General features: G+C 52.2%; 22 protein-coding genes and 1 tRNA gene. 12 read left to right on the forward strand and 11 right to left on the reverse strand.

All coding sequences use genetic code 11. The features are described 5' to 3' along the window. Window positions 1-105: 105 nt before the first annotated feature. Both aldA and HMPREF2661_RS07170 read right to left on the reverse strand, forming a co-directional pair. Complete coding sequence (gene aldA, locus HMPREF2661_RS07165; RefSeq protein ID WP_049323417.1) at window positions 106-1,548, reverse strand: aldehyde dehydrogenase; 1,443 nt, start codon at window positions 1,546-1,548, stop codon at window positions 106-108. Window positions 1,549-1,861: 313 nt separating this feature from the next. Next, window positions 1,862-1,937: transfer RNA gene (locus tag HMPREF2661_RS07170), tRNA-Lys, on the reverse strand. A 181-nt stretch (window positions 1,938-2,118) separates the two neighbouring features. Between HMPREF2661_RS07170 and HMPREF2661_RS07175 the strand changes: the two genes are divergently transcribed. Then, a complete protein-coding gene (locus tag HMPREF2661_RS07175) occupies window positions 2,119-2,550 on the forward strand; it encodes an Ag473 family lipoprotein (RefSeq protein WP_049322437.1) in 432 nt (143 codons plus the stop codon). A 63-nt stretch (window positions 2,551-2,613) separates the two neighbouring features. Here the strand turns inward: HMPREF2661_RS07175 and HMPREF2661_RS07180 are convergent, their stop codons facing one another. Further along, window positions 2,614-3,588 (reverse strand): TerC family protein, encoded by a 975-nt coding sequence (locus tag HMPREF2661_RS07180; protein WP_049322438.1) that lies wholly within the window; start codon window positions 3,586-3,588, stop codon window positions 2,614-2,616. A gap of 33 nt (window positions 3,589-3,621) precedes the next feature. Next, on the reverse strand, window positions 3,622-4,071 hold the full coding sequence (locus HMPREF2661_RS07185; protein ID WP_036493576.1) for a CopD family copper resistance protein: 450 nt from the start codon (window positions 4,069-4,071) through the stop codon (window positions 3,622-3,624). Window positions 4,072-4,325: 254 nt separating this feature from the next. Here HMPREF2661_RS07185 and HMPREF2661_RS07190 point away from each other — a divergent pair, with 254 nt between their 5' ends. Continuing rightward, complete coding sequence (locus HMPREF2661_RS07190) at window positions 4,326-4,538, forward strand: glycine zipper 2TM domain-containing protein (protein ID WP_003684747.1); 213 nt, start codon at window positions 4,326-4,328, stop codon at window positions 4,536-4,538. 64 nt (window positions 4,539-4,602) lie between these two features. On the opposite strand, the gene HMPREF2661_RS07195 is transcribed toward HMPREF2661_RS07190, so the two are convergent. The 5 genes from HMPREF2661_RS07195 to HMPREF2661_RS07215 all read right to left on the reverse strand — a co-directional run bounded on the left by HMPREF2661_RS07195 (window position 4,603) and on the right by HMPREF2661_RS07215 (window position 8,738). Continuing rightward, window positions 4,603-5,523 carry a hydrogen peroxide-inducible genes activator gene (locus HMPREF2661_RS07195; protein ID WP_003749313.1) on the reverse strand — a complete coding sequence of 307 codons (921 nt, stop codon included), beginning with the start codon at window positions 5,521-5,523 and terminating at the stop codon, window positions 4,603-4,605. Between the two features lie 3 nt (window positions 5,524-5,526). Then, window positions 5,527-5,790 carry a cell division topological specificity factor MinE gene (gene minE / locus HMPREF2661_RS07200; protein WP_003680625.1) on the reverse strand — a complete coding sequence of 88 codons (264 nt, stop codon included), beginning with the start codon at window positions 5,788-5,790 and terminating at the stop codon, window positions 5,527-5,529. A 3-nt stretch (window positions 5,791-5,793) separates the two neighbouring features. After that, window positions 5,794-6,609, reverse strand: a complete 816-nt coding sequence (minD, locus tag HMPREF2661_RS07205; protein ID WP_049348491.1) for a septum site-determining protein MinD — start codon at window positions 6,607-6,609, stop codon at window positions 5,794-5,796. 26 nt (window positions 6,610-6,635) lie between these two features. Further along, the gene (gene minC / locus HMPREF2661_RS07210) at window positions 6,636-7,355 is read right to left on the reverse strand and encodes a septum site-determining protein MinC (protein ID WP_003749320.1); all 720 of its coding nucleotides are present in this window, start codon (window positions 7,353-7,355) and stop codon (window positions 6,636-6,638) included. Between the two features lie 147 nt (window positions 7,356-7,502). Continuing rightward, window positions 7,503-8,738 carry an FAD-binding domain-containing protein gene (locus HMPREF2661_RS07215; RefSeq protein ID WP_065423764.1) on the reverse strand — a complete coding sequence of 412 codons (1,236 nt, stop codon included), beginning with the start codon at window positions 8,736-8,738 and terminating at the stop codon, window positions 7,503-7,505. A 125-nt stretch (window positions 8,739-8,863) separates the two neighbouring features. Here HMPREF2661_RS07215 and HMPREF2661_RS07220 point away from each other — a divergent pair, with 125 nt between their 5' ends. The 6 genes from HMPREF2661_RS07220 to HMPREF2661_RS07245 all read left to right on the forward strand — a co-directional run bounded on the left by HMPREF2661_RS07220 (window position 8,864) and on the right by HMPREF2661_RS07245 (window position 18,020). Continuing rightward, window positions 8,864-9,706 (forward strand): ATP-grasp domain-containing protein, encoded by an 843-nt coding sequence (locus HMPREF2661_RS07220; RefSeq protein ID WP_049322441.1) that lies wholly within the window; start codon window positions 8,864-8,866, stop codon window positions 9,704-9,706. A gap of 303 nt (window positions 9,707-10,009) precedes the next feature. Next, on the forward strand, window positions 10,010-11,401 hold the full coding sequence (locus HMPREF2661_RS07225; protein WP_049322442.1) for an alanine/glycine:cation symporter family protein: 1,392 nt from the start codon (window positions 10,010-10,012) through the stop codon (window positions 11,399-11,401). Next, window positions 11,349-12,740 carry a D-amino acid dehydrogenase gene (locus HMPREF2661_RS07230; protein ID WP_349267274.1) on the forward strand — a complete coding sequence of 464 codons (1,392 nt, stop codon included), beginning with the start codon at window positions 11,349-11,351 and terminating at the stop codon, window positions 12,738-12,740. The genes HMPREF2661_RS07225 and HMPREF2661_RS07230 overlap by 53 nt, the downstream gene beginning before the upstream one ends. 380 nt (window positions 12,741-13,120) lie before the next feature. Beyond that, window positions 13,121-14,113 carry a WG repeat-containing protein gene (locus HMPREF2661_RS07235; protein WP_070822969.1) on the forward strand — a complete coding sequence of 331 codons (993 nt, stop codon included), beginning with the start codon at window positions 13,121-13,123 and terminating at the stop codon, window positions 14,111-14,113. Between the two features lie 169 nt (window positions 14,114-14,282). Continuing rightward, window positions 14,283-15,092 carry a zinc transporter ZupT gene (gene zupT / locus HMPREF2661_RS07240; protein ID WP_002224778.1) on the forward strand — a complete coding sequence of 270 codons (810 nt, stop codon included), beginning with the start codon at window positions 14,283-14,285 and terminating at the stop codon, window positions 15,090-15,092. A 96-nt stretch (window positions 15,093-15,188) separates the two neighbouring features. Continuing rightward, entirely contained in the window at window positions 15,189-18,020 is a 2,832-nt protein-coding gene (locus HMPREF2661_RS07245; RefSeq protein ID WP_070822971.1) for a valine--tRNA ligase, read from the forward strand. Window positions 18,021-18,092: 72 nt separating this feature from the next. Here the strand turns inward: HMPREF2661_RS07245 and HMPREF2661_RS07250 are convergent, their stop codons facing one another. Further along, a complete protein-coding gene (locus HMPREF2661_RS07250; RefSeq protein WP_070822974.1) occupies window positions 18,093-19,034 on the reverse strand; it encodes an ABC transporter ATP-binding protein in 942 nt (313 codons plus the stop codon). A gap of 15 nt (window positions 19,035-19,049) precedes the next feature. Next, window positions 19,050-19,940 (reverse strand): NUDIX hydrolase, encoded by an 891-nt coding sequence (locus HMPREF2661_RS07255; protein WP_070822977.1) that lies wholly within the window; start codon window positions 19,938-19,940, stop codon window positions 19,050-19,052. A gap of 120 nt (window positions 19,941-20,060) precedes the next feature. Between HMPREF2661_RS07255 and HMPREF2661_RS07260 the strand changes: the two genes are divergently transcribed. The 4 genes from HMPREF2661_RS07260 to hrpA all read left to right on the forward strand — a co-directional run. Continuing rightward, window positions 20,061-20,645, forward strand: a complete 585-nt coding sequence (locus tag HMPREF2661_RS07260; RefSeq protein WP_049336840.1) for a beta-class carbonic anhydrase — start codon at window positions 20,061-20,063, stop codon at window positions 20,643-20,645. 18 nt (window positions 20,646-20,663) lie between these two features. Beyond that, a complete protein-coding gene (nadD, locus tag HMPREF2661_RS07265) occupies window positions 20,664-21,269 on the forward strand; it encodes a nicotinate-nucleotide adenylyltransferase (protein WP_070822979.1) in 606 nt (201 codons plus the stop codon). 58 nt (window positions 21,270-21,327) lie between these two features. Beyond that, window positions 21,328-21,714 carry a ribosome silencing factor gene (gene rsfS, locus HMPREF2661_RS07270; RefSeq protein ID WP_002246503.1) on the forward strand — a complete coding sequence of 129 codons (387 nt, stop codon included), beginning with the start codon at window positions 21,328-21,330 and terminating at the stop codon, window positions 21,712-21,714. A gap of 108 nt (window positions 21,715-21,822) precedes the next feature. Then, on the forward strand, window positions 21,823-23,191 hold a 1,369-nt coding region (gene hrpA, locus HMPREF2661_RS07275; protein ID WP_070822983.1), incomplete at its 3' end, for an ATP-dependent RNA helicase HrpA.

Below are 23,191 nucleotides of genomic sequence, written 5' to 3' on the forward strand. Positions count from 1 at the left end.
TTTACGCGATGTCGGTATTTTTTTCTATAAAGGCAGAAAGGCCGTCTGAAACTTGAAAAATCAGCTTCAGACGGCCTTTTGCTTCATGAAGGGCAGTATCGGTGGTTAGATATCGGTTTCCAAATAAACAACTTGGGTTTGCAGATATTCTTCCAAACCGTGTTTACCGTCGGCGCCGCCGATACCTGATTTTTTCCAACCGGCATGGAAGCCCTGCATGGCTTCGAAGTTTTCGCGGTTGATGTAGGTTTCGCCGAAACGCAGGCGGCGGGTTACATAAAACGCTTCATTCAGATTGGTGGTATAGACGGAGCTGGTCAGGCCGAACTCGCTGTCGTTTGCCAAAGCGATGACTTGGTCGAGCGTGTCGAAAGTGGCAACCGGCAGGACTGGGCCGAAGGTTTCTTCTTTCATGATGTCCATGCTGTTGTCGGTATCGGTCAGCAGGGTAGGTTCGAAGAAGTAGCCTTTGCCGTCGGCACGTTTACCGCCGCAGACCAGCGTCGCACCTTGTTTGACGGCGCGTTCGACTTTTTCGGCAACGGCTTTGACGGCACGCTCTTCAATCAGCGGGCCCATTTCCAGTGCGCCGGGTTCGGCTTCGGCCGGGTTGCCGTAGCGCACGCCTTTCATGGCGGCAGTCATTTTTTCAATGAACGCGTCTTTCAGGCTGCTGTGGACATACACGCGCTCGGCGCAGTTGCAGATTTGGCCGGTGTTGCCGACGCGCGAAGCCAAGATGGATTTCACTGCCAAGTCCAAATCCGCGTCTTTCAAAACGATGGCAGGGGCTTTGCCGCCGAGTTCCAATGAGACTTTGGTAATGTTGGTGGCGGCGGCTTCCATTACTTGGCGGCCTGCTTCTACAGAACCGGTCAGGCTGACCATGTCGACTTGCGGATGTGATGCCAAGGCATTGCCGATTTCCGCGCCTGGGCCGTTGACGACGTTGAATACGCCGGCCGGTAAGCCTGAAGCATGAACGATTTCAGCAAAAATGTGGCAGTTAATCGGGGTAACGCTGCTCGGTTTGACGACGATGGTATTTCCGGTTACCAAAGCCGGGCCCATTTTGCGGGCGATCAGGAAGAATGGGAAGTTCCACGGCAAAATGCCGGCGATTACGCCCAAAGGACGTTTGAACAATAAAATGTTTTCGCGCGGGCGGTCGCTTTGGATGATTTCGCCTTCATAACGGCGCGCCCATTCGGCTTGATAATCGAGATAGTCGGCAGTGAACATGACTTCTATGCGTGCCAAGTCTTTGGTTTTACCGCCTTCGGCAACAATGGTGTCGGTCAGCTCGTCGGCGCGTTCGCGTATGCCTTGGGCGATTTTGCGCAAGTATGCGCCGCGTTCAACGGCAGGCAAACGCTCCCATGCGGCTTGCGCCTCTCTGGCGGCGGCAACGGCACGGTCAACATCGGCTTTTCCGCCTTTAGGCTCACGCGCGATGACTTCTTCGGTTGCCGGATTCAATACATCGCGCCATGTGCCGTTAAAATCGGTTTCAAAACGGCCGTTGATATACATAGACAGTTGTTTCATCAAACTTTCTCCTGTTTTGTAGTTGAATGTAGTTTTAGTCTATGCCTAAATTGTCTGGCATACAAGAGTATTTAGAGTGGGTTGACGGTAGGTATTTGGAAGTTTTTAGAAAAAGTTGATGGAAGGGGGGGAGTCGGGCTTGGTTGATTAAAGGTGGGTTTGTGCTGGTGTGATGCGTTGGGTAGCATTCAGACGCGGCATTGAGAAAAAGCCTGCATATGGCTTGATTTTGAAGATAGGGGAGGCATCGTATGGAGAAGGGTTTGATAGGGATGTAAAAAAACCTGCTTTTTTTAAAGCAGGTTTTCATATTTGGTGGGTCGTGAGCGATTCGAACGCTCGACCAACGGATTAAAAGTCCGCTGCTCTACCGACTGAGCTAACGACCCGATAAGCTGTGCATTATAGGGAGCTTGTTTCTTTTCGTCAACTGTTTTTTTGAAATTTTTTCAAAAAACGTAAATCGGTTGTTATTTGGCGTTAATTCTCCCGTTTTCGAGTATTAATTATGTTATGATTTTCTAATCTGTCAGTTCTGATGGATATTTTTTAGATCAAAGGATATACAACATGAAAAAATTATTGATTGCTGCGATGATGGTGGCTGGTTTGGCTGCTTGTTCTCAAGAGGCGAAACAGGAAACTCAAGAAGCGGCTTCTGCCGTTGCTTCTGATGTGAACGCTGCTGCTGAACACGCGGCTTCTGCTGCTGATGCTGCTGCTTCCGAAGCTAAAGGCGTTGCTGAACAGGCTGTTTCTGACGCTAAAGAAGCCGGTGCTGATGCGAAGGAAACTGCGGAGAAAGCAATTTCCGATGCTAAAGAAACTACCGGTAAAGCCATCGATGGTGCTAAAGAAGCCAGCGACAAAGCTTTGGACGATGCAAAAGCTGCTGTGGGCGAAGCTAAAGACGCTGCCAAAGATGCGGCTAAAGATGCTTTGGGTAAAGCTGCCGATGCAACTCAAGAAGCTGCCGACAAATTGAAAGATGCTGCTAAATAAGCTGGTGTTTGATATTTGAAAAGGCCGTCTGAAATGTTCAGACGGCCTTTTTATATCGGCAGATTATTTTTTCTCTTGCTGACGCGTGTACACCAAAGAAGTCAGGATGGACGCGCCCAGTGCGCCAAAGACGACGGACAGGGAAATGGAAATCGGGATATGCACCCAGTGCATAATCAGCATCTTGATACCGATAAAGCTCAACACGAAAGCCAAGCCGTATTTGAGGAAAATAAAGCGTTCGGCAAAGTCTGCCAGTAAGAAGTACATGGCACGCAGGCCCAAGATGGCAAAAATGTTGGAAGTGAGGACGATGAAAGGGTCGGTGGTTACGGCAAAAATAGCGGGGATGCTGTCCACGGCGAAGATGACGTCGCTCAATTCGATCATAATCAATACCAGCAAAAGCGGCGTAGCGATGCGTTTGCCGTTTTCAATGGTAAAGAATTTTTCACCGTCAAACTGTGGGCTGGTCGGGATGACTTTTTTGAGCAGGGTCAGGATTTTGTTTTGGGAAAGGTCTTCTTCTTCGTCCGATTCGGGTTTCATCATGTGGATGCCGGTATAGAGCAGGAATGCGCCGAAAAGGTAGAGAATCCATTCGAATTGCTGTACCAGTGCCGCGCCGATGAAAATCATGATGGCGCGCAGGACGATGGCGCCGAATACGCCATAGAGCAGGACGCGGTGTTGGAATTTGGGTTCGACTTTGAAATAGCCGAAAATCATCAGGAAAACGAAGATGTTGTCGACGGCAAGGGATTTTTCGAGCACATAGCCGGTGAAGAATTCGAGGATTTTTTCTTTGGCGACAACGGCCCCGTAAGCCGGGTTACCTGCCATTTCGAAATAGAGCCAGCCGGCAAATGCGCAGGATACGGCCACCCAAATGCCGCTCCAAGCGAGGGCTTCTTTAATGCTGACTTTGTGGGCGCCGTTTTTTTTCAGCGACACCATATCGATGGCAATCATGATTAAGACGGCAATAAAGAAGATGCCGTAAAACATCGGCGAGCCGACGGACGGGTATTGGGTCATAAACAATCCTTGTGTGTGGGGGAGGGGTAAGGTTTACCAAGACAGGTAGAACATTGCTTTGGCAAAAAAGACGATAAACAGCATATGGCTGAATACGACGGCGTGTATGTATTTCGACCAGCCGACGGTGAGGGTGTGCCGTGCCATTTTGACGACGGCGATGGCAAAATGTACCAAAACGCTTACTGCCAACAGGATTTTGATGCTCAGCATAATGCCGAAGGAGCTGTCGAAAGGGTGGTGCAGTATCGGCAGGTAGCGGTTGTACACCATCACGATGCCGCTGATGAACAGGGTAATGACGACAGGCGGCATCACGCGGACGGCACGATAGGACATGGCACGTTCGACTTCGCGGCGCGATTCGCGTGAAACTCGGCCGGTGTGTAAAACGGAGAGGACCAGCATTTCGAAAAATACGCCGCCGACAAAGGCAATCGCGCAATAAACGTGGATGATGTGTGCCAGTGCGTAGATACTCATGACGGGTGTTTCCGGTAATTCAGACAAGTCGTCATTGTATCACTACCGAATACAGTTGATGTATGCGCAATTTTATGCCAAATATATTAAATTTTATAAATATTCTTTTGGAATTACCGTTTGTTTTTGCATTTAACCGTTCATTAAGAGCGTTATCTTAGTTTAATTTGTCTTTACTTATCAGAAAATATATTAATGAAAGGTTGTGCCATACTATTTCATATAAAGCTTAACCTCTGATGGAGAATCAAACCATGAAGAAAACTTTTGCAAAAACTGTGACCTTGATCATGCTGGCCGCTTCTTTGGGCGCGTGTGCCAATATGACTCAAACCCAACGCAACACTGCTGCTGGTGCGGTATTGGGTGGTGTGGCAGGTAACTTGATTGGTGGCGATACCGGCTCTACCTTGGGTGGTGCGGCTTTGGGTGGCGTTATCGGCAGCCAGGTTCATACCCGCTACTAATCCTTTATTCGGTTAAAAATAAAAAAGGCCGTCTGAATGTTCAGACGGCCTTTTGTTTTGCGGTTTATTCGTTGACGAACGTTACACCGGTCAGTTGCGATTGCAAAATGGCAGTGCGCAAGGCAGTCAGTGCTTTCGGGCGGACAAAGTTGCGGCGATAAGCCAAAACGACACGGCGGTGCGGTGCAGTGCCTTCAAACGGGATAATGCTGAAAAGCATATGGTCGTTTTCGGTCAATGCGGTAGCCGGCATGACGCTGATGGCCAGGCCGCTGGCAACCATGTGGCGGATGGTGTTGATGGAGCTGCCTTGTAGGGTATTGGTCAAGCCCTGGATTTTTTGCTTGGAAGCCAATTCGGAACAGCTTGCCAACACTTGGTCGCGCATACAGTTGCCTTCGGACAGCAGCAACACTTGTTCTTCGCTCAAAAGCTGAGGCGTAACGGCATCGAGTTCTTCAAAGTGATGTCCTTTGGGAACGATGACGAAGAAAGGTTCGTCATACAGAGGCTCGGTTACGATGCCCGGCTCTTGGAACGGTTCGGCAACGACGATTGCATCGACATCGCCGCGTTTGAGCGACTCGGTCAGGATGTGGGTATAGTTCTCTTCCAGCATCAGCGGCATTTTCGGCGCGGTTTCACGCAGCGCGGTAATGAGCTTGGGCAGAAGGTAGGGGGCAACGGTAAAAATCAGGCCGAGTTTGAACGCGCCTTCCAATTCGTTTTGCTCTTCATTGGCAAGGTGCTTGATGAGTTCGGCTTCTTCCAGAACCCGGCGGGCTTGGGCGACAATGCGCTCGCCCGCTTCGGTCGTGATGATGTCGTTGCTGCTACGGTCGAACAGGGATACCGACAGCTCTTCCTCCAGCTTTTTGATGGCGATGGAGAGGGTGGGCTGGCTGACAAAGCAGCGTCGTGCGGCACGTCCGAAGTGACGTTCTTGTGCGACGGCTACGATGTAACGCAATTCGGTCAAGGTCATGTGTTAAGCCTTTTTTTGTTCCGGCAGGGTGATGTTCAGCTCAAGAACGTCCAAGCCGTCTTGTTTCTCTTGGGAGATGCGGATGTCGTCCAATGATACGTTGACGTATTTGGACAGGACTTCCAGCAGCTCTTTGCGCAAGGTCGGCAGATAGTCCGGAGCTTGGCCTTCTTGTGCGCGTTCTTGCGCGATGATGATTTGCAGGCGGTCGCGCGCGACGGTGGCGGTTTTCGGCTTTCTGCCGAACAGCATATCGAGCAGTGACATGTATTAACCTCCGAACAGTCGTTTTAAGAAGCTTTTCTTCTCAGCTTCGAGGAAACGCATTTCGCGGTTTTCACCCAAGAGGCGGGCGATAACGTCCTTGTAGGCTTCTGCTGCTGCGGCATTGTCTTGGTGGATGACAGGTTCGCCGGCGTTGGAAGCTTGCAGGACGTTTTGTGATTCAGGAATCACACCGATCAACGGAATACGCAAGATATCGCAGATGTCTTGTACAGACAGCATTTCGCCTTTAGCCACGCGCTCAGGGGAGTAGCGGGTAATCAGCAGGTGCTCTTTAACAGTGCTGCCTTGTTCTGCTTTGCGGGATTTGCTTTGCAAAATACCCAAGATGCGGTCGGAGTCGCGGACGCTGGATACTTCCGGATTGGTAGTGATGATGGCTTCGTCGGCAAAGTAGAGCGCCATCAGTGCGCCTTGTTCGATACCGGCAGGGGAGTCGCAGATAATGAACTCGAAGCCCATTTTTTTGCTGGCCAATTCTTTCATCACGTTGTCCACGCCTTCGCGGGTCAGCGCGTCTTTGTCGCGGGTTTGCGAGGCGGGCAGGATGTAGAGGTTTTCGCAGTTTTTGTCTTTAATCAGGGCTTGGTTGAGTGTGGCTTCGCCTTGGATGACGTTGATGAGGTCATACACGACGCGGCGTTCGCAACCCATAATCAGGTCGAGGTTGCGCAAACCGACGTCGAAGTCGATCACGGCGGTTTTGTGGCCGCGCAGGGCCAGGCCGGTTGCGATGCTGGCGCTGGTAGTGGTCTTGCCTACGCCGCCTTTACCTGAAGTTACTACGATGATTTTGGACACGATATTTCCTTTTTAAGTACTGATGTTTATTCGGCGTCGATTGCGCTGATAACCAGTCGGTTGTCTTGCAATGATACTTGTACGGGTTTTTTGTGCAGATGCTCGGGCAGGTCTTGCTCGAAGTTGCGGTAGATACCGGCAACGGAGACTAATTCGGCCTGCATGGAATGAATAAAGATGCGCGCGTTGGTGTTGCCTTTTGCTCCGGCCAACGCTCTGCCGCGCATGGGGGCGTAAATATGGATGTTGCCGTCGGCGATAAGTTCTGCACCTTGGCTGACGATGCCGGTAACGATGAGGTCGCCGTTTTCAGCGTACACCTGCTGGCCGGTACGCACGGGCGTGCTGACCAATACGGTCGGATTGTTGATGACGGTGGCTTGTACGTCTTGCGGCTGCGGGGCTTGGCGCGGGGTGGGCGCTGCCTGTGTGTCGGCTGCCTGGGTGGCGTTGCCTTGTTTGAAGACCAAGTGGTAACGTGCCGCCGCCGCCGCCCATGTGTCGCTGGTGTGGTGCAGCCCTAAGATTTGCATGCCGTAACGGGCAAACAGGGAAATCATGCCGCCCAAATCGATGGATTCGGGATGGTCGAAATCTTGTACGTCTAAAATAAAGGGAACGAATTCGTCTTGGGACTGGCCTGCCAGTTGGCGCAGGAATTCTTCCAATTCGGTTAGATCTGCGGTGTGCAGATGGATGGATAAGACGTCCAAACGTGACGTTTTTATGTCGAATGCGGGTTTCATTGTAATGAAATAATAAAATTTTTTAATGATGTAAGTTTACCGTGTAAATCTTGGCTATTCAATCTGTTTGGCCGTCTGAAACCAAAATATTTTGTTTGGGCGTTTTTTAGTTGTGTTTAGTGTGGTTTTTTGGTGTGAAGCTCTGTTTCAGACGGCCTTGGGGAAGGGGTAGCCGTGTGTGTCGATGTCATCGGCGGCCGCCCACGGTGTGTGGATGAGGGTGGACGGCAGGTGTGCCAATTCGGGGAGGTAACTGCGGATGTAGCTGCCGTCGGGGTCGATTTGGTGCGAACGGTGAGCATAGCGGACAGTGGTTGTGTCTTGAGCGGCAAGGTGCCAGTTGGCTTGGTTGAGCGCGGGGTCGGTGCCGGTTTGGACGGAGGCTGTCCACGCGATGCCTTGGTTGGGGTCGAGGTTGAGGGCATGGCAGAAATAGTGGGCGCACAGCTGCTGGAGAACAGGGTGTAAGTGGCCGGTGGCTTCGAGGCTGCGGATGGAGGCGTCGATGACGGGTACGCCGGTTTGGCCGTTGCGCCAGTATTCGCGCACCGGGGCGGCATCGGTTGTTTCGGGTAGTCGGCGGTGGTAGGCGAGCTGGTAGCAGTAGTCGCGGAAAATAAGCTTGTCCAGCCACTCGAAATGTCGGTTTGCCAAGCTTTCGGCGGCCAGCAGGCGCGGTGAAATGCAGCCTGCGGACAGGTAGGCATTGAGGAGGCTGGTGTTTTTTCGTGCCGGAAAATTTTGGGTAATCGGGTAGTGAACCAAATTCTGTTTGAACGCGTGCCATTGCGTTAAGGCCGCGGTTTCGCCGCCCTGTTGATAGGCAGGCAATACTGCGCCGGTATGGGCTGGAAACAGTGGAACGTTTTGTCCGGTTTGAACAGGCAATTCGGTTTCAGACGGCCTTTGTCCTGAATAGGCCTGCAACCATGCTTGTTTATAGGCGGCAAAATCGGTGTAGGGCAGGCCGTTGGCATCCATGAGGGGGGCTTTGGCCAAGATACCGCGGTCGTTGGCGTGTTGCAGGGCAATGCCTGCGCGGTCGAAATTGTGCCAGAGAAGGTTGTCTTGGCGGATTTCGGCTTCGGTGTAGGCTTCGTCAGTGATGACGGTATGGGCATGGAGCGAAGCGGCCAAGGGGAGGAGGTCTTCGTCGGAAGCGACGGCATATAAGGGAATATGGTGTGCCGCCAGACGGGTATGTAGCTCTTGCGCGGCTTGATAATGGAACAGGCTTTGACGCGGATTGTGGTTTTCAGACGGCCTTTGGCTGACCCAGACGCAGGCGATGGGCAAACCGCTTGCAACGGCGGCATTAAGCGCGGCATTGTCGTGCAGGCGGAGGTTGCGGCGGAACCAGACAAGGACGTGGGCAGATTTCATGAGCATGTTCCGACGGAAAAGGGGGAAACCATTTTATCAGAATCGGCCTTATGTATCAGGCCGTCTGAAAAATCTTTTGGTTTGATTTCGCTATATAATTTTGGTTTTAGCAACGAGATGCAACCATGACCGAGCAAACCGTTTTGGCACTCATTACCTGCCAAACCTATCCCGAACCGTCGGACAACCTGAAAACATTGGCGGCGCATTTGGAAACCATGGGTGTGAAAACCGTATTTGATGCGTGGCAAAACCATCCGTCCGCGCCGTTTTTGCTGCCTTTGTGCGCATGGGATTATGCCGCCGAACCCGAAGCCTTCCGCCAATGGCTGGAGCAAGCCGGGCAGGCGGGGCAGCGTTTTATCAATCCGCCCGAATTGATGGCTTGGAATATGGAAAAGACGTATTTGTGCGATTTGGCGGCGCGCGGCGCGCAAGTAATTCCCAGCGTGTTCGTTCCCGCGCACAAAGACAAATTGGCCGATATTCTGAAACAACAAGGCTGGACGGAAGCAGTCGTCAAGCCCGCATTCGGTCAGAGCGGCAAAGGTGTGGTCAAAGTTTGTGCGGAGGCATTGGACGTGGATATGGCGGATTATCCGCAAGGCATGATTGTTCAACCGTATATCCGCGAAATCGAAACGGCAGGCGAAACCTCGCTGGTGTTTTTCAACGGCGCATTCAGCCATGCCGTGCGCCGTCAGCCGCCGCAAGGCGAATGGCGCGCCAACTCGGCCTATGGCGTGTCGGTGTTCGGTATCGAGCCGCCCGAGTTTGCCATCAGTGCCGCGCAAGACGTACTGGCCGCCTTGCCGCAAATGCCGGTTTATGCCCGCGTGGACGGCACACTGATTGGCGATACCTTCCTGCTCAATGAGTTGGAACTCATCGAACCTGCCCTGTACCTGCACACCAGCGAAGGCGCGGCGGAGCGTTTTGCCCGAATGTTGGCTGGGTTGTTGGAATAGGATTGCGGCACGCACATTCAGGCCGTCTGAAAGACTTTTTTCAGATGGCCTGAATTTTTTTAAACAGTTGGCAGGAAGATGTTTTAAAGCATGCTTTTATTTGTCATTTTAATTGGGCTGGGGTCTTGGTCTGCTCTGGATTGTAAACAATTTTCTTGGTGTTGATTGGGTTTTATTTAGGGTAAAAATACGAAAAGCTTTTGAAAATAAATATGTTGTAATCTTAAACATTCTGTGCTGAAATTACAGGGCACTACAAAAAAGTGGTGTTTTAAAAAATAAAACAGACAAAGGAGAAAAACCATGCAATTGCTTTTAGACAATCTCAAAGCCTTTTTTGAAACCATCAGCGGCTGGGTCTGGGGGCCTATTATGTTGATGCTGCTGGTCGGTACGGGCATTTTGCTGACCGTTTTGCTGAAAGGTTTGCAGTTCACCATGTTGGGTTATGCACTGAAACAGGCGTTTGTGCCGTCAAAGAAGCATGAAGACGGCGAAGACCATGAAGGCGATATTTCCCATTTTGCAGCGTTGATGACCGCGCTGTCGGCCACCATCGGTACGGGCAATATCGCCGGCGTGGCGACTGCGGTGGTAACCGGCGGCCCGGGCGCGGTATTTTGGATGTGGATGACCGCTATTTTCGGCATGGCCACCAAATACGGCGAGGGCGTGTTGGCGGTGAAATACCGTGTGACCAACTCCAAAGGCGAAATGTCCGGCGGCCCGATGTATTACATCGAAAAAGGCTTAGGCAAAAACTGGAAATGGATGGCCGTCGCGTTTGCCCTGTTCGGCACATTCGCTTCCTTCGGTATCGGCAGCTCGGTGCAGTCCAACTCGGTTGCGCAGGCAGTGCAAACCAGCTTCGGCGTCGAACCTGCCTACACCGGCGTGATATTGACCGTATTAACGGCCATCGTGCTTTTAGGCGGCATTAAGGGCATCGCCAAAGCGGCGTCCTTTATCGTGCCTGCTATGGCCGTATTTTATGTAGTGGGCGGTATTTCCATTATTGTCGTGAATTCTGACGCACTGATGCCTGCCGTCAAACTGATTTTCTCCGATGCGTTTAGCGCGCAAGCCGTGGCCGGCGGCGCCATCGGCACGGTCATCCGCTACGGCGTGGCGCGCGGTGTGTTCTCCAATGAAGCGGGCATGGGTTCTGCGCCGATTGCCGCCGCCGCCGCGAAAACCGACCATCCCGTCCGCCAGGCCTTGGTTTCCATGACCGGTACGTTTTTGGACACCATCGTTGTCTGCTCGATTACCGGTATCGTGTTGGTCATGGGTCTGCTCGGCGCAGGCGGCGAGTTTGTCAAACCTGAATTGAGCGGCGCGGCGTTGACAACCGTCACTTTCCAAAAAATGCTGCCCGGCATCGGTGGCTGGATTGTGACCATCGGCCTGATTTTCTTTGCTTACTCAACCATTCTCGGCTGGTGTTATTACGGCGAGAAATGCGCGGTGTACGTTTTCGGCGAACGCTTTGCCGCCCTCTACCGCGTGGGTTATGTTTCTTCCGTTATGCTGGGAACCGTGTTGAGCCTTGATTTGGTGTGGCTGGCTTCGGACACATTCAACGGCTTGATGGCATTGCCCAACCTGATTGCGCTTTTGTTGATGGCGAAAGTCATCGTCAATGAAACGCGCGACTTCAAACAAAAAATCAAAAACGGTGAATTGCCGCATTGATGTCCAAGGCCGTCTGAAACGGAACATTCAGACGGCCCGATGTATATCAGTTTGTTTTGAAAAAAGTCAGAGGAGGAGAAAAATGAAAGTGCTGGTTTTAGGTGCCGGAGTTGCCGGCGTATCTTCCGCGTGGTATCTGGCAGAGGCCGGACATGAAGTAACGGTCATCGACCGCGCCGAGGGCGTGGCGATGGAAACCAGTTTTGCCAACGCAGGCCAGCTTTCTTACGGCTATACCACGCCCTGGGCTGCACCCGGCATCCCGACCAAAGCGCTGAAATGGTTGTTTAAAAACCATCCACCTTTGCTGTTTCGCCCCGACGGCAGCCTGTATCAAATCGAATGGCTGTGGCAAATGCTGCAAAACTGCACGGCAGCGCGCTATCAAATCAATAAAGAGCGCATGGTCAGGATTTCCGAATACAGCCGTGAAATGTTCCGTCGTTTTGAAGCGCAAACCGGCATGAATTTTGAAGGGCGCAAAAAAGGGACGTTGCAGATTTTCCGCCAAACCAAAGAAGTCGAAGCGGCAGAACAAGACATTGCCGTTTTGGAACGCTACGGCGTGCCCTACCGCCGTCTGAAGCCCGAAGAATGCGCAGAATTCGAGCCTGCGCTGGCGCACGTTACCGCCAAAATTGCCGGCGGCCTGCACCTGCCTACAGACGCAACCGGCGACTGCCACCTCTTCACTGAAAACCTATACAAATTGTGTCAGGAAAAGGGCGTACAGTTTCATTTCAACCAAACCATCCGCCGCATCGAACACAGCGGCCAGCGCATCAGTGCAGTCGAAACCGAAACAGAACGGTTTGAAGCAGATGCCTTCGTCTGCGCGCTCGGCTGCTTCAGCAGGACGGTTTTGGCGCAGTTGGACCTCAATCTGCCGATTTATCCCGTCAAAGGCTATTCCTTGACCCTGCCGGTCACAAATTCCGACGGCGCGCCGGTTTCCACCGTTTTGGACGAAAGCTACAAAGTCGCCATCACACGATTCGACAACAGAATCCGCGTCGGCGGCATGGCGGAATTATCGGGCTACGAAATCAAACTGCCCGAAAAACGCCGCGAAACCCTGGCTTTGGTCGTCAACGACTTGTTCCCCGAGGGCGGCGACTTGAATCAGGCATTGTTCTGGAGCGGCCTCAGACCAATGACGCCCGACAGCACACCGTTAATCGGCCGCACCCGTTTTGAAAACCTGTTCCTGAATACAGGCCACGGCACTTTGGGCTGGACCATGTCGCTGGGTTCGGCAAAATTGACCGCCGATATCGTGAGCGGCAAAGACACCGAAATCCGCAGCGACGACTTGGGCCTGTCGCGCTATCAGGCTTAAGCTGGAAAGCGATAAGGTTTGGTGATATTTCAAACTTAAGGGCCGTCTGAAAACCATTTTTCGGACGGCCTTTTGTTCCCAGTATGTCTTGTTATACTGCAATCGGACTGACGTAAAGATTTTTTGTAAAAGAAATACGGATGGATTTGAAAAAAGTTTGTGGCCTGTTCTTCATGTTGGCGATATTGCCGGTATTTTCCAAAGGCAGTGTGATTTAGCAAAACAACCCGTTTGTGGCTATGTTGAGGGACGGTAGCAGCTTGGGAAAAGCGTAGGAGATTGTCCCATATTTCCTTTCAGTAACATTGCCGTTTTTGAAGATGGACATGCCTTATAATTTTTTTATAGAATCTATACATCATTTTTAAAAAGGTTAATGTGTGAAGAAAATATTTTTAGGTGTTTTTATTGCATCAGTGTATATGCCTCTTGCGCTGGCTGATACTTGCGAAGAACCAAAATTAACCGGTAGAGAAGGTTACAGCACGGTTGATTGCCTTAGTGAAGAAGGCTTGTCTATGGTTACTAAGCCGGGTAACAAGAAGGCTCCTTATTTGTATGGTTTTGTCAATCGACAAGGGAAAGTTGTTGTTCCGCTCAAATATTACACTGCAAATGATTTTTCTGAAGGATTAGCAGCAGTATGTAAAAACGTAGGAAAATCAGATCAGCTTTTATGTGGCTACATCAACGCCAGTGGCAAAGAAGTTATTCCTTTAAAATTTGAAAACTTGCCTGGTGATTTTTTACAAGGCCTTGCCCCTGTCAAACAAAAAGGCAAATGGGGTTTTATTGATACAAAGGGTAAAGTTGTCCTCCCATTTCAATATGTTAAAATCGACTTATTCAGTGAAGGACTGGCGGTAGTTGTCACTGCTGATACAAATAAATATGGCTATATCAATATAAAAGGTGAGATGGTTATTCCACCAAAATATGAAGGGGCTTTTGATTTTAATGAAGGTGTAGCTGCTGTTCAGATTCTTGATAAATGGGGTTATATCGATAAACGAAATCAGTGGGTAATTCCTGCGCGATATAAAAGTGCTTCTAATTTTAATGATGGTATGGCAAGAGTTTCACAAAATGGTAAATATGGCTATATCGATAAAAAGGGAAAGGTAGTTATCCCTTTTAAATATGCATATCTAGGTTCATTGAGTGAAGGTTTGATCGGTGCAGAATTAAACGGCAAATTCGGTTATTTAGATAAAACCGGTAAAGTAGTTATACCGTTCAAATTTGGTACTGTTAATGATTTCCAAAATGGTGTGGCATTTGTCAATATGAAGAATGAATTTAAAGACGAAGATTTTAGTGAAGATGAATTCTTTTATATTGATAAGCAAGGCAAACCAGTTGAGATTGAATAGCAATTCCTGAATTTTTTGTCAGTAGGTAGGGCCGTCTGAAAACCATTTTTCAGACGGCCTTTTGTTTCAAAATCCGTGTATTCAATCAATAAAATAAATAATAACTATTATCATATGCATTAAAAAGTGTTAGTCTGAACCTGTCCCAGCTTTTAGCGCAGGTTTTCTCATGCCCGATTTTTCGATGTCTAATTTGGCCGTTGCCTTTTCCATCACGTTGGCTGCCGGTTTGTTTACCGTATTAGGCAGCGGTTTGGTGATGTTTTCCAAAACGCCCAATCCGCGCGTGTTGTCGTTTGGTTTGGCATTTGCCGGCGGTGCGATGGTGTATGTTTCCTTGACGGAGATTTTCAGCAAATCCAGCGAGGCGTTCGCTGAAATTTATGATAAAGACCACGCGTTTGCGGCGGCGACCATGGCATTTTTGGCCGGTATGGGCGGCATCGCGCTGATCGACCGCCTGGTGCCGAACCCGCATGAAACTTTAGATGCGCAAGACCCGTCGTTTCAAGAAAGCAAACGCCGCCATATCGCGCGAGTCGGCATGATGGCGGCGTTTGCGATTACGGCGCACAATTTCCCCGAAGGCTTGGCGACGTTTTTTGCCACCTTGGAAAATCCGGCGGTCGGGATGCCTTTGGCCTTGGCGATTGCCATCCATAATATTCCGGAGGGCATTTCCATCGCCGCACCGGTTTATTTTGCCACCCGCAGCCGGAAGAAAACGGTATGGGCGTGTCTGCTATCCGGCTTGGCCGAACCTTTGGGGGCGGCTTTGGGCTATTTGGTTTTACAGCCGTTTTTGTCGCCTGCCGTGTTTGGCTCGGTGTTCGGCGTGATAGCCGGCGTGATGGTGTTTTTGGCGTTGGACGAGCTGTTGCCGGCCGCCAAACGCTATTCAGACGGCCACGAAACCGTTTACGGCCTGACAACGGGCATGGCGGTGATTGCCGTCAGCCTGGTATTGTTCCATTTTTAAAACCCGTATGCCAAAGGCCGTCTGAAATGATTCAGACGGCCTTTTTGCGTTATAATCCGCACATCAAAAATAACCTTAATTTCACAAAGTTCCATCATGTTAGACAAATACAATCCAGCCGAAATCGAATCCAAACATTATCAAAACTGGGAAAAGCAGGGCTATTTCCAACCTGATATGGATTTGACCAAACCGTCTTTTTCCATCCAACTGCCGCCGCCTAACGTAACCGGCACGCTGCACATGGGCCATGCCTTCAACCAAACCATCATGGACGGCCTGACCCGCTACTACCGCATGAAAGGCTGCAACACCGCCTGGATTCCGGGCACCGACCACGCGGGCATCGCCACGCAAATCGTGGTCGAGCGTCAGCTTGCCGCGCAAAACGTGTCCCGTCATGACTTGGGTCGTGAAAAATTCTTGGAAAAAGTGTGGGAATGGAAAGAAGTTTCCGGCGGCACGATTACGCAGCAGATGCGCCGCGTGGGCTGCTCTGCCGACTGGACGCGCGAGTATTTCACGATGGACGACGTGCGCGCCGAAACTGTTACCGAAGTGTTTGTGCGCCTGTATGAACAGGGCTTGATTTACCGCGGCAAACGCTTGGTGAACTGGGATCCCGTGCTTGGTACAGCAGTATCGGATTTGGAAGTGGAAAGCGTGGAAGAACAAGGCTCTATGTGGCACATCCGCTATCCACTGGCGGACAATCCTGCCGAAGCCGTTATCGTGGCGACCACCCGTCCCGAAACGCTGCTGGGCGACGTGGCCGTAGCCGTCAATCCTGAAGACGAACGTTATACCCACTTAATCGGCAAGGAATTAATCCTGCCGCTGACCGGCCGCACCATTCCCGTGATTGCCGACGAATACGTCGAAAAAGACTTCGGTACCGGCTGCGTAAAAATCACGCCTGCGCACGACTTCAACGACTACGAAGTCGGCAAACGCCACGACACGCGCCTGATTAATGTGTTCGACTTGGAAGCCAAAGTGCTGGCAAACGCCGAAGTGTTCAATTTCAAAGGCGAAGCGCAACCAGGCTTTGCCCTGCCTGAAAAATACGCAGGTTTAGACCGCTTTGCCGCGCGCAAACAAATGGTTGCCGATTTGCAGGAACAAGGCTTGTTGGTCGAAATCAAAGCGCACACGCTGATGACGCCGAAAGGCGACCGTACAGGTTCAGTGATTGAACCGATGCTGACCAGCCAATGGTTTGTCGCCATGTCCGCTACCCCAAGCGGCGGCGAGCCTGACAGCGAATTCAAAGGATTAAGCCTTGCCGACAAAGCCAAAAAAGCCGTTGACAGCGGCGCGGTGCGCTTTATCCCTGAAAACTGGGTCAACACCTACAACCAATGGATGAACAATATCCAAGATTGGTGTATCTCGCGCCAACTGTGGTGGGGCCATCAAATCCCTGCGTGGTACGACAACGAAGGCAATGTTTACGTTGCCCGCAATCAGGAAGAAGCCGAAAAACAAGCCGGCAAAACAGGCTTGACCCGCGAAGAAGACGTATTGGACACATGGTTCTCCTCCGCCCTCGTGCCGTTCTCCACGCTCGGCTGGCCGTCTGAAACCGACGAACTCAAAGCCTTCCTGCCGTCCAACGTCTTGGTAACCGGCTACGAAATCATCTTCTTCTGGGTGGCGCGCATGATTATGATGACCACCCACTTCACCGGCAAAGTACCGTTTAAAGACGTGTACATCCACGGCATCGTGCGCGACCACGAAGGCAAAAAAATGTCCAAATCCGAAGGCAACGTCATCGACCCTGTCGATTTGATTGACGGCATCGACTTGGAAAAACTGTTGGTAAAACGTACCACTGGCCTGCGCAAACCCGAAACCGCGCCGAAAGTGGAAGAAGCAACCAAAAAACTCTTCCCTGAAGGCATTCCGAGCATGGGCGCGGACGCATTGCGCTTCACCATGGCGAGCTACGCCAGCCTCGGCCGCAGCGTCAACTTCGACTTCAAACGCGCCGAAGGCTACCGCAATTTCTGCAATAAATTGTGGAACGCTACCAACTTCGTGTTGATGAACACCGAAGACAAAGACTGCGGTCAAGACGAAATGCAGCCGTTGGCGTTTACCTTCGCCGACCAATGGATTATCGGCAAACTGCAACAAGCCGAAGCCGCCGTTGCCGAAGCCTTTGAAACCTACCGCTTCGACCTTGCCGCGCAAACGCTGTACGAATTTGTGTGGAACGAATATTGCGACTGGTACATCGAGCTGGCAAAAGTGCAAATCCAAACCGGCTGCCCGACAACCCAGCGCACTACACGCCGCACCCTCGTGCGCGTACTCGAAACCATCCTGCGCCTGCTGCACCCAATCATGCCGTTCATTACCGAAGAGCTGTGGCAGGTCGTTGCGCCTCTGGCGAATGCCAAAACCGCCGACAGCATCATGTTGGCCGCCTATCCGCAAGCCGATAAAGAACAAATCGTTCAGACGGCCTTCGACAAAATGGCCGCATTGAAAGATTTGGTGGAAGAAGTGCGCAAACTGCGCGGCGAAATGGGTATCGCGCCAAACGTCAAAGCGCCGCTCTTTGTCGAAGGTAGCGCAGAACTCGAAGGCCTGCTCAAATACCTGCCGTCGCTGACCCGACTGACCGAAGCCAAGCTGGTGGACAACCTGCCCGAAGCGGAAGACGCACCTGTCGCCGTCTGCAACGGCGCGCGCCTGATGTTGAAAGTCGAAATCGACAAAGCCGCCGAAACCGCCCGTTTGAGCAAAGAAGCTGAGAAACTGCAAAAAGCCTTGGACAAACTCAATGCCAAACTCTCCAAACCCGGCTACACCGAAAAAGCCCCGGCGCATTTGGTGGAAAAAGACAAAGCCGATTTGGCGGAATTGGAAGACAAAATGGCGAAAGTTCAAATTCAGTTGGCGAAGTTGAAAGACTGATTTTGATTGAATAGACAAGGCCGTCTGAAACTTAAATTTCAGACGGCCTTTTTCTTTTTTAATCCATCAAATTCAATCAAACCAAACAATCTGACTTTCATCCACGCTGATGCGGATTTCCTGTCCGGTTTGCGGTTTGTCCGTATCGTGGTCGGCATGGGGATACCAAATCAAATCGCTGTATTGCGGATGGGCGAGGGTGAGGCGTGTGCCTTCGGCGAGGGGGATGGCTTCGCTGATGCGGACGGCTGTGCCGTTTGGGTCGAATCGGATGGCGTGTTGGGGGATGTAGCGTGTGTCGCCGGTGTTGGCCAAACCGAGCAGCAGGGCGGCTTGGGCGTTGACGGGACGGCGGATAAGGGTTTCCGGCGTGCCGTGTTGGAGGATGCGGCCTTCGTGCATGATGGCGATGGTGTCGGCCATGGTGCAGGCTTCTTCGGCGGAGTGGGTCACGAGGATGGCGGGGATGTTTTGACTGCGGATGCGTTCGGCGGTCAGGGTACGCAGGTGGTGGCGTAGGTGGGTATCGAGGCTGGAGAAGGCTTCGTCCAAGAGCAACAGCGACGGGCGCGTGATGAGGGCGCGCGCGAGGGCGAGGCGTTGCTGTTCGCCGCCGGAGAGGCTTTCGGGTTTGCGTTGCGCTTCGTGTTCCAAACCGATGTCGCGCAAGGCCTGCATGGATTGTTCTTCGATTTCGGCTTTGGGCAGGCGGCGCATTTTGAGGCCGAAACCGACGTTGTCGAGGGCGGTTAAATGCGGCAAAAGGGCGTAGTCTTGAAACATCAGCGAGATATTGCGTTTTTCAGACGGCATGTCGGTGATGTTGTCGCCGTTGAGCCAGACTTCGCCGCTGTCGGGACGCACCAGGCCGACGATGGTTTTGAGCAGGGTGGATTTACCGCAGCCGGAGCGGCCAAGTACGGCGAGGATTTCACCTGCTTCGACGTTTAGGTTGATGTCTTGGGCAACGGTTTTGCTGCCGAAGCGTTTGTTGATGTTTTTGAGTTGCAACATGGTTTCAGACGGCCTTTAAAAATGTGGTCGGCAACGGATGCTGTCGAGCCATGCGGACAGCGGATGTTTGGGGTCGATCAGGCCGTATCGACGGCAGGCTTCGATCGTGACCAACTGGGCATCGTGCATCATGTGCCCGCTCAACATGGCATCGAGCAGGGTGGGGATGTCCATCAGTTCAAAACCGGCAACTTCGCCGTCTTGATTGGTGGGTTGGAAGCCTTCGGGCAGGATGATGTCGAAGATATACAGGATTTCGTTGTGGACACCGCGATTAACCGGGCGCAAACTATATATTTGGGCAGTCGGTCGGATATGGGGGGTTAACGAAGTGGGAATGCCTGCTTCTTCTTCACCTTCGCGACAGACAGCTTCAGACGGCCTCTCGCCGCTGCTGATGCCGCCTCCGGTCAGATTGTCGAGTTTGTTCGGATCAACGGCTTTGTGCGGACTGCGGCGGCCTATCCAAAAGCGCAAACCGTCTTCTGTTTCGACCAATCCGTTCAAATGCACTGCCTGACTCATTAGGCCGAACGGACGGAAGGCGGCGCGTTCGAGTGCGCATAAAGGCTTGCCCGACTGGTCGCAGATGTCGAACTTTTCACCGCGCCAACCTTTGAGCCAACCGCACTCGCGCCATTGTCGCGCCAGCGTTTGCAAATTGTCGCCCATCTGAGCCCAGCTGTCGGTTTCCAAATTCAGACCGTCTGAAAGGGTTGACTGCCTGCCTGTCCAATCGCGCCCGAGGCGTTCGCGCCATAACGGGTTCAGACGGCCTAAAGGCAGGCCGTTGAGATATAGAATGCACCAATCGTCGGATGCGCCATAGCTGGTTTGCGCCCAATCCCACAATGCGTCGTGGACATCGGACGCGAATACCCGTTCAAAACGGAAAGACTGAGACATGGCGCATCCTCCAAAAGAACTAAAGATACGTCGATTTTAGCCGTTTACGGCGAATTTGCAAAACAACCGCACTACCCGAAAACCGCTATAATAGAGTAAACCATCCGAAACGAGCACATCATGAGCGAATTGAGCGAAATCCTCGCCTATAACCAACATTTCGTCGAAACGGGCGAATACGAAAAATATTTCACCAACAAATACCCCGGCCGTGAGCTGGCCATCCTCTCCTGCATGGACGCACGCATTATCGAGCTGCTGCCCAATGCCTTGGGCTTGAAAAACGGTGACGCCAAGCTCATCAAAAACGCCGGCGCGCTGGTGACCCATCCTTGGGGTTCTGTGATGCGCAGTTTGTTGGTGGCCGTATTTGAACTCAAAGTCAAAGAAATCATGGTCATTGCCCACCATGACTGCGGTATGCGCGGATTGCACGCCGAAGAGTTCCTCCAACGCGTACACGACAGCAATATCCCCGACGACCGTATCGAAACCCTGCGCAATGCCGGTATCGATTTGGACGGCTGGCTGACCGGTTTTGACGATGTCGAAGACAGTGTGCGCCATACCGTCGAGCTGATTCGCAAACATCCGCTGATGCCCGACAACATCGCCATCCACGGCCTGGTCATCCACCCGACCACAGGCAAGCTCAACCTGATTGTTGACGGCAGCCTGCCTGCTTCAGACGGCCAAAACATCTAACGCAGACACCACCACGAAATGAAAAACATCGGATTATTCGGCGGCACGTTTGACCCCATCCACAACGGCCACCTCCACATCGCCCGCGCCTTCGCCGACGAAATCGGTTTGGATCTCGTTGTCTTCCTGCCGGCAGGCGACCCGTACCACAAAGACAGCACGCGCACGCCGGCACAAGAGCGCCTCAATATGGTTGAACTCGCCATCGCCGACGAGCCGAAATTTGCCGCCAGCGACTGCGACATCGTCCGCGACGGCGCGACTTATACGTTTGATACCGTCCAAATCTTCCGCCAGCAGTTTCTCGGCGCGCAACTGTGGTGGCTGATGGGCAGCGACAGCCTGATGCAGCTGCACACATGGAAAAAATGGCAAACCCTCGTGCGCCAGACCCATATCGCCATCGCCATGCGCCAAGGCGACAACCTCAACAAAACCCCGCGCGAATTACACGCATGGCTCGGCGAAGCCCTGCAAAACGGCAGCGTCCGCATCCTCAACGCGCCGCTGCACAACACCAGTTCCACCCAAATCCGTGCCGATCTCGCCAAAACGCACCATTCAGACGGCCTGCCGCAACCCGTTGCCCAATACATCCGCCAACACAAACTCTATGAAAAATAGCGTTTATTCAGGCAGATAAGCTATAATGCCGTCTGAAAATATTTCAACTAGGAAAACAATGAACGAACAAGAATTGCAAGACCTGCAAAAAATGGTCGAAGTGGCCGTAAACGCCCTTGAAGACATTAAAGCCAAAGACATCTCTGTTTTGGAAACCCAAGACAAAACCTCCCTGTTCGCCCGCATGATTATTGCCAGTGGCGACAGCACACGCCAAGTCAAAGCATTGGCCAACAACGTTGCCGTCGATTTGAAAGAAGCCGGTTTTGAAATCCTCAGCACCGAAGGCGACAGCGGCGAATGGACGCTCGTCGACGCAGGCGACCTCGTTGTCCACGTCATGCTCCCTGCCGTGCGCGACTTCTACGACATCGACACCTTGTGGGGCGGAGAAAAACCGAGTTTCCACGCCGGTATGCAAAAACCTTGGCACGCCGCCGACTAAAACGGTTTATCCATGCAAAGGCCGTCTGAAACTTGAAAGCAAGCAAGTTTCAGACGGCCTTTTGCTATAATTCCATTCTTTTCACATTATTTAATTTATTGCACCATCATGCCGCAACCCGATTTCGCCCAAACCCTCTCCAAAGATCGCCATTTTCTGCGATCTGCCTTTAAAAACCCCAATAAATACGGCGGCTTGGCCAAGGTTGAGGAAAAATACAAAAAATCGCACGACCTCTATCTACAACGCCTGTCCAAACTGCCCAAACCCGAATTCGACAACACGCTGCCCGTTCACGAAAAACTCGACGAAATCAAAAAAGCCATTGCCGAGAATCAGGTAACGATTATTTGCGGCGAAACCGGTTCGGGCAAAACCACACAGTTGCCCAAGATTTGTTTGGAACTCGGGCGCGGGGCGGCAGGATTGATCGGGCATACCCAGCCGCGCCGTTTGGCCGCGCGTTCGATGGCAGAGCGGATTGCTGAAGAATTGAAATCAGAAATCGGCAGCGCGGTCGGCTATAAAGTACGCTTTACCGACCACACCTCGCGCGATGCCTGCATCAAGTTGATGACCGACGGTATCCTGTTGGCAGAAACCCAGACCGACCGTTATCTCGCCGCCTACGACACGATTATCATCGACGAAGCACACGAACGCAGCCTGAACATCGACTTCCTCTTGGGCTATTTGAAACAGCTCCTGCCGCGCCGCCCCGATTTAAAAGTCATCATCACCTCGGCAACCATAGATGCGGAACGCTTCTCCCAACACTTCAACGGCGCGCCCGTTTTAGAAGTGAGCGGGCGCACCTATCCCGTCGAAATCCTCTACCGCCCGCTGACCAGCAAAGACGAAGACGACGCAGAAGTCGAGCTGACCGACGCGATTGTCGATGCAGCCGACGAATTGGCGCGCTACGGCGAGGGCGATATCTTGGTGTTCCTGCCGGGCGAGCGCGAAATCCGCGAAGCCGCCGAAGCCCTGCGCAAATCCACGCTGCGCCGCAACGACGAAATCCTGCCCCTGTTCGCACGCCTGTCACACGCCGAGCAGCACAAAATCTTCCACCCTTCAGGCGCGAAACGCCGCATCGTGTTAGCAACCAACGTCGCCGAAACTTCGCTCACCGTACCGGGAATCAAATACGTCATCGACACCGGCCTTGCACGCGTCAAACGCTATTCCGCACGGGCGAAAGTGGAACAGCTTCATGTAGAGAAAATCTCCCAAGCCGCCGCCCGCCAACGCTCCGGCCGCTGCGGCCGCGTCTCCGCAGGCGTGTGTATCCGACTGTTTTCAGAAGAAGATTTCAACAGCCGCCCCGAATTCACCGACCCAGAAATCGTCCGCAGCAACCTCGCTGCCGTCATCCTGCGCATGGCATCGCTGAACTTGGGCGATGTGGCGGCATTTCCATTTTTAGAAATGCCCGATTCGCGGTATATCAATGACGGTTTTCAGGTATTGCTGG

The sequence above is a fragment of the Neisseria sp. HMSC061B04 genome (assembly GCF_001836705.1).
Classification (GTDB): domain Bacteria; phylum Pseudomonadota; class Gammaproteobacteria; order Burkholderiales; family Neisseriaceae; genus Neisseria.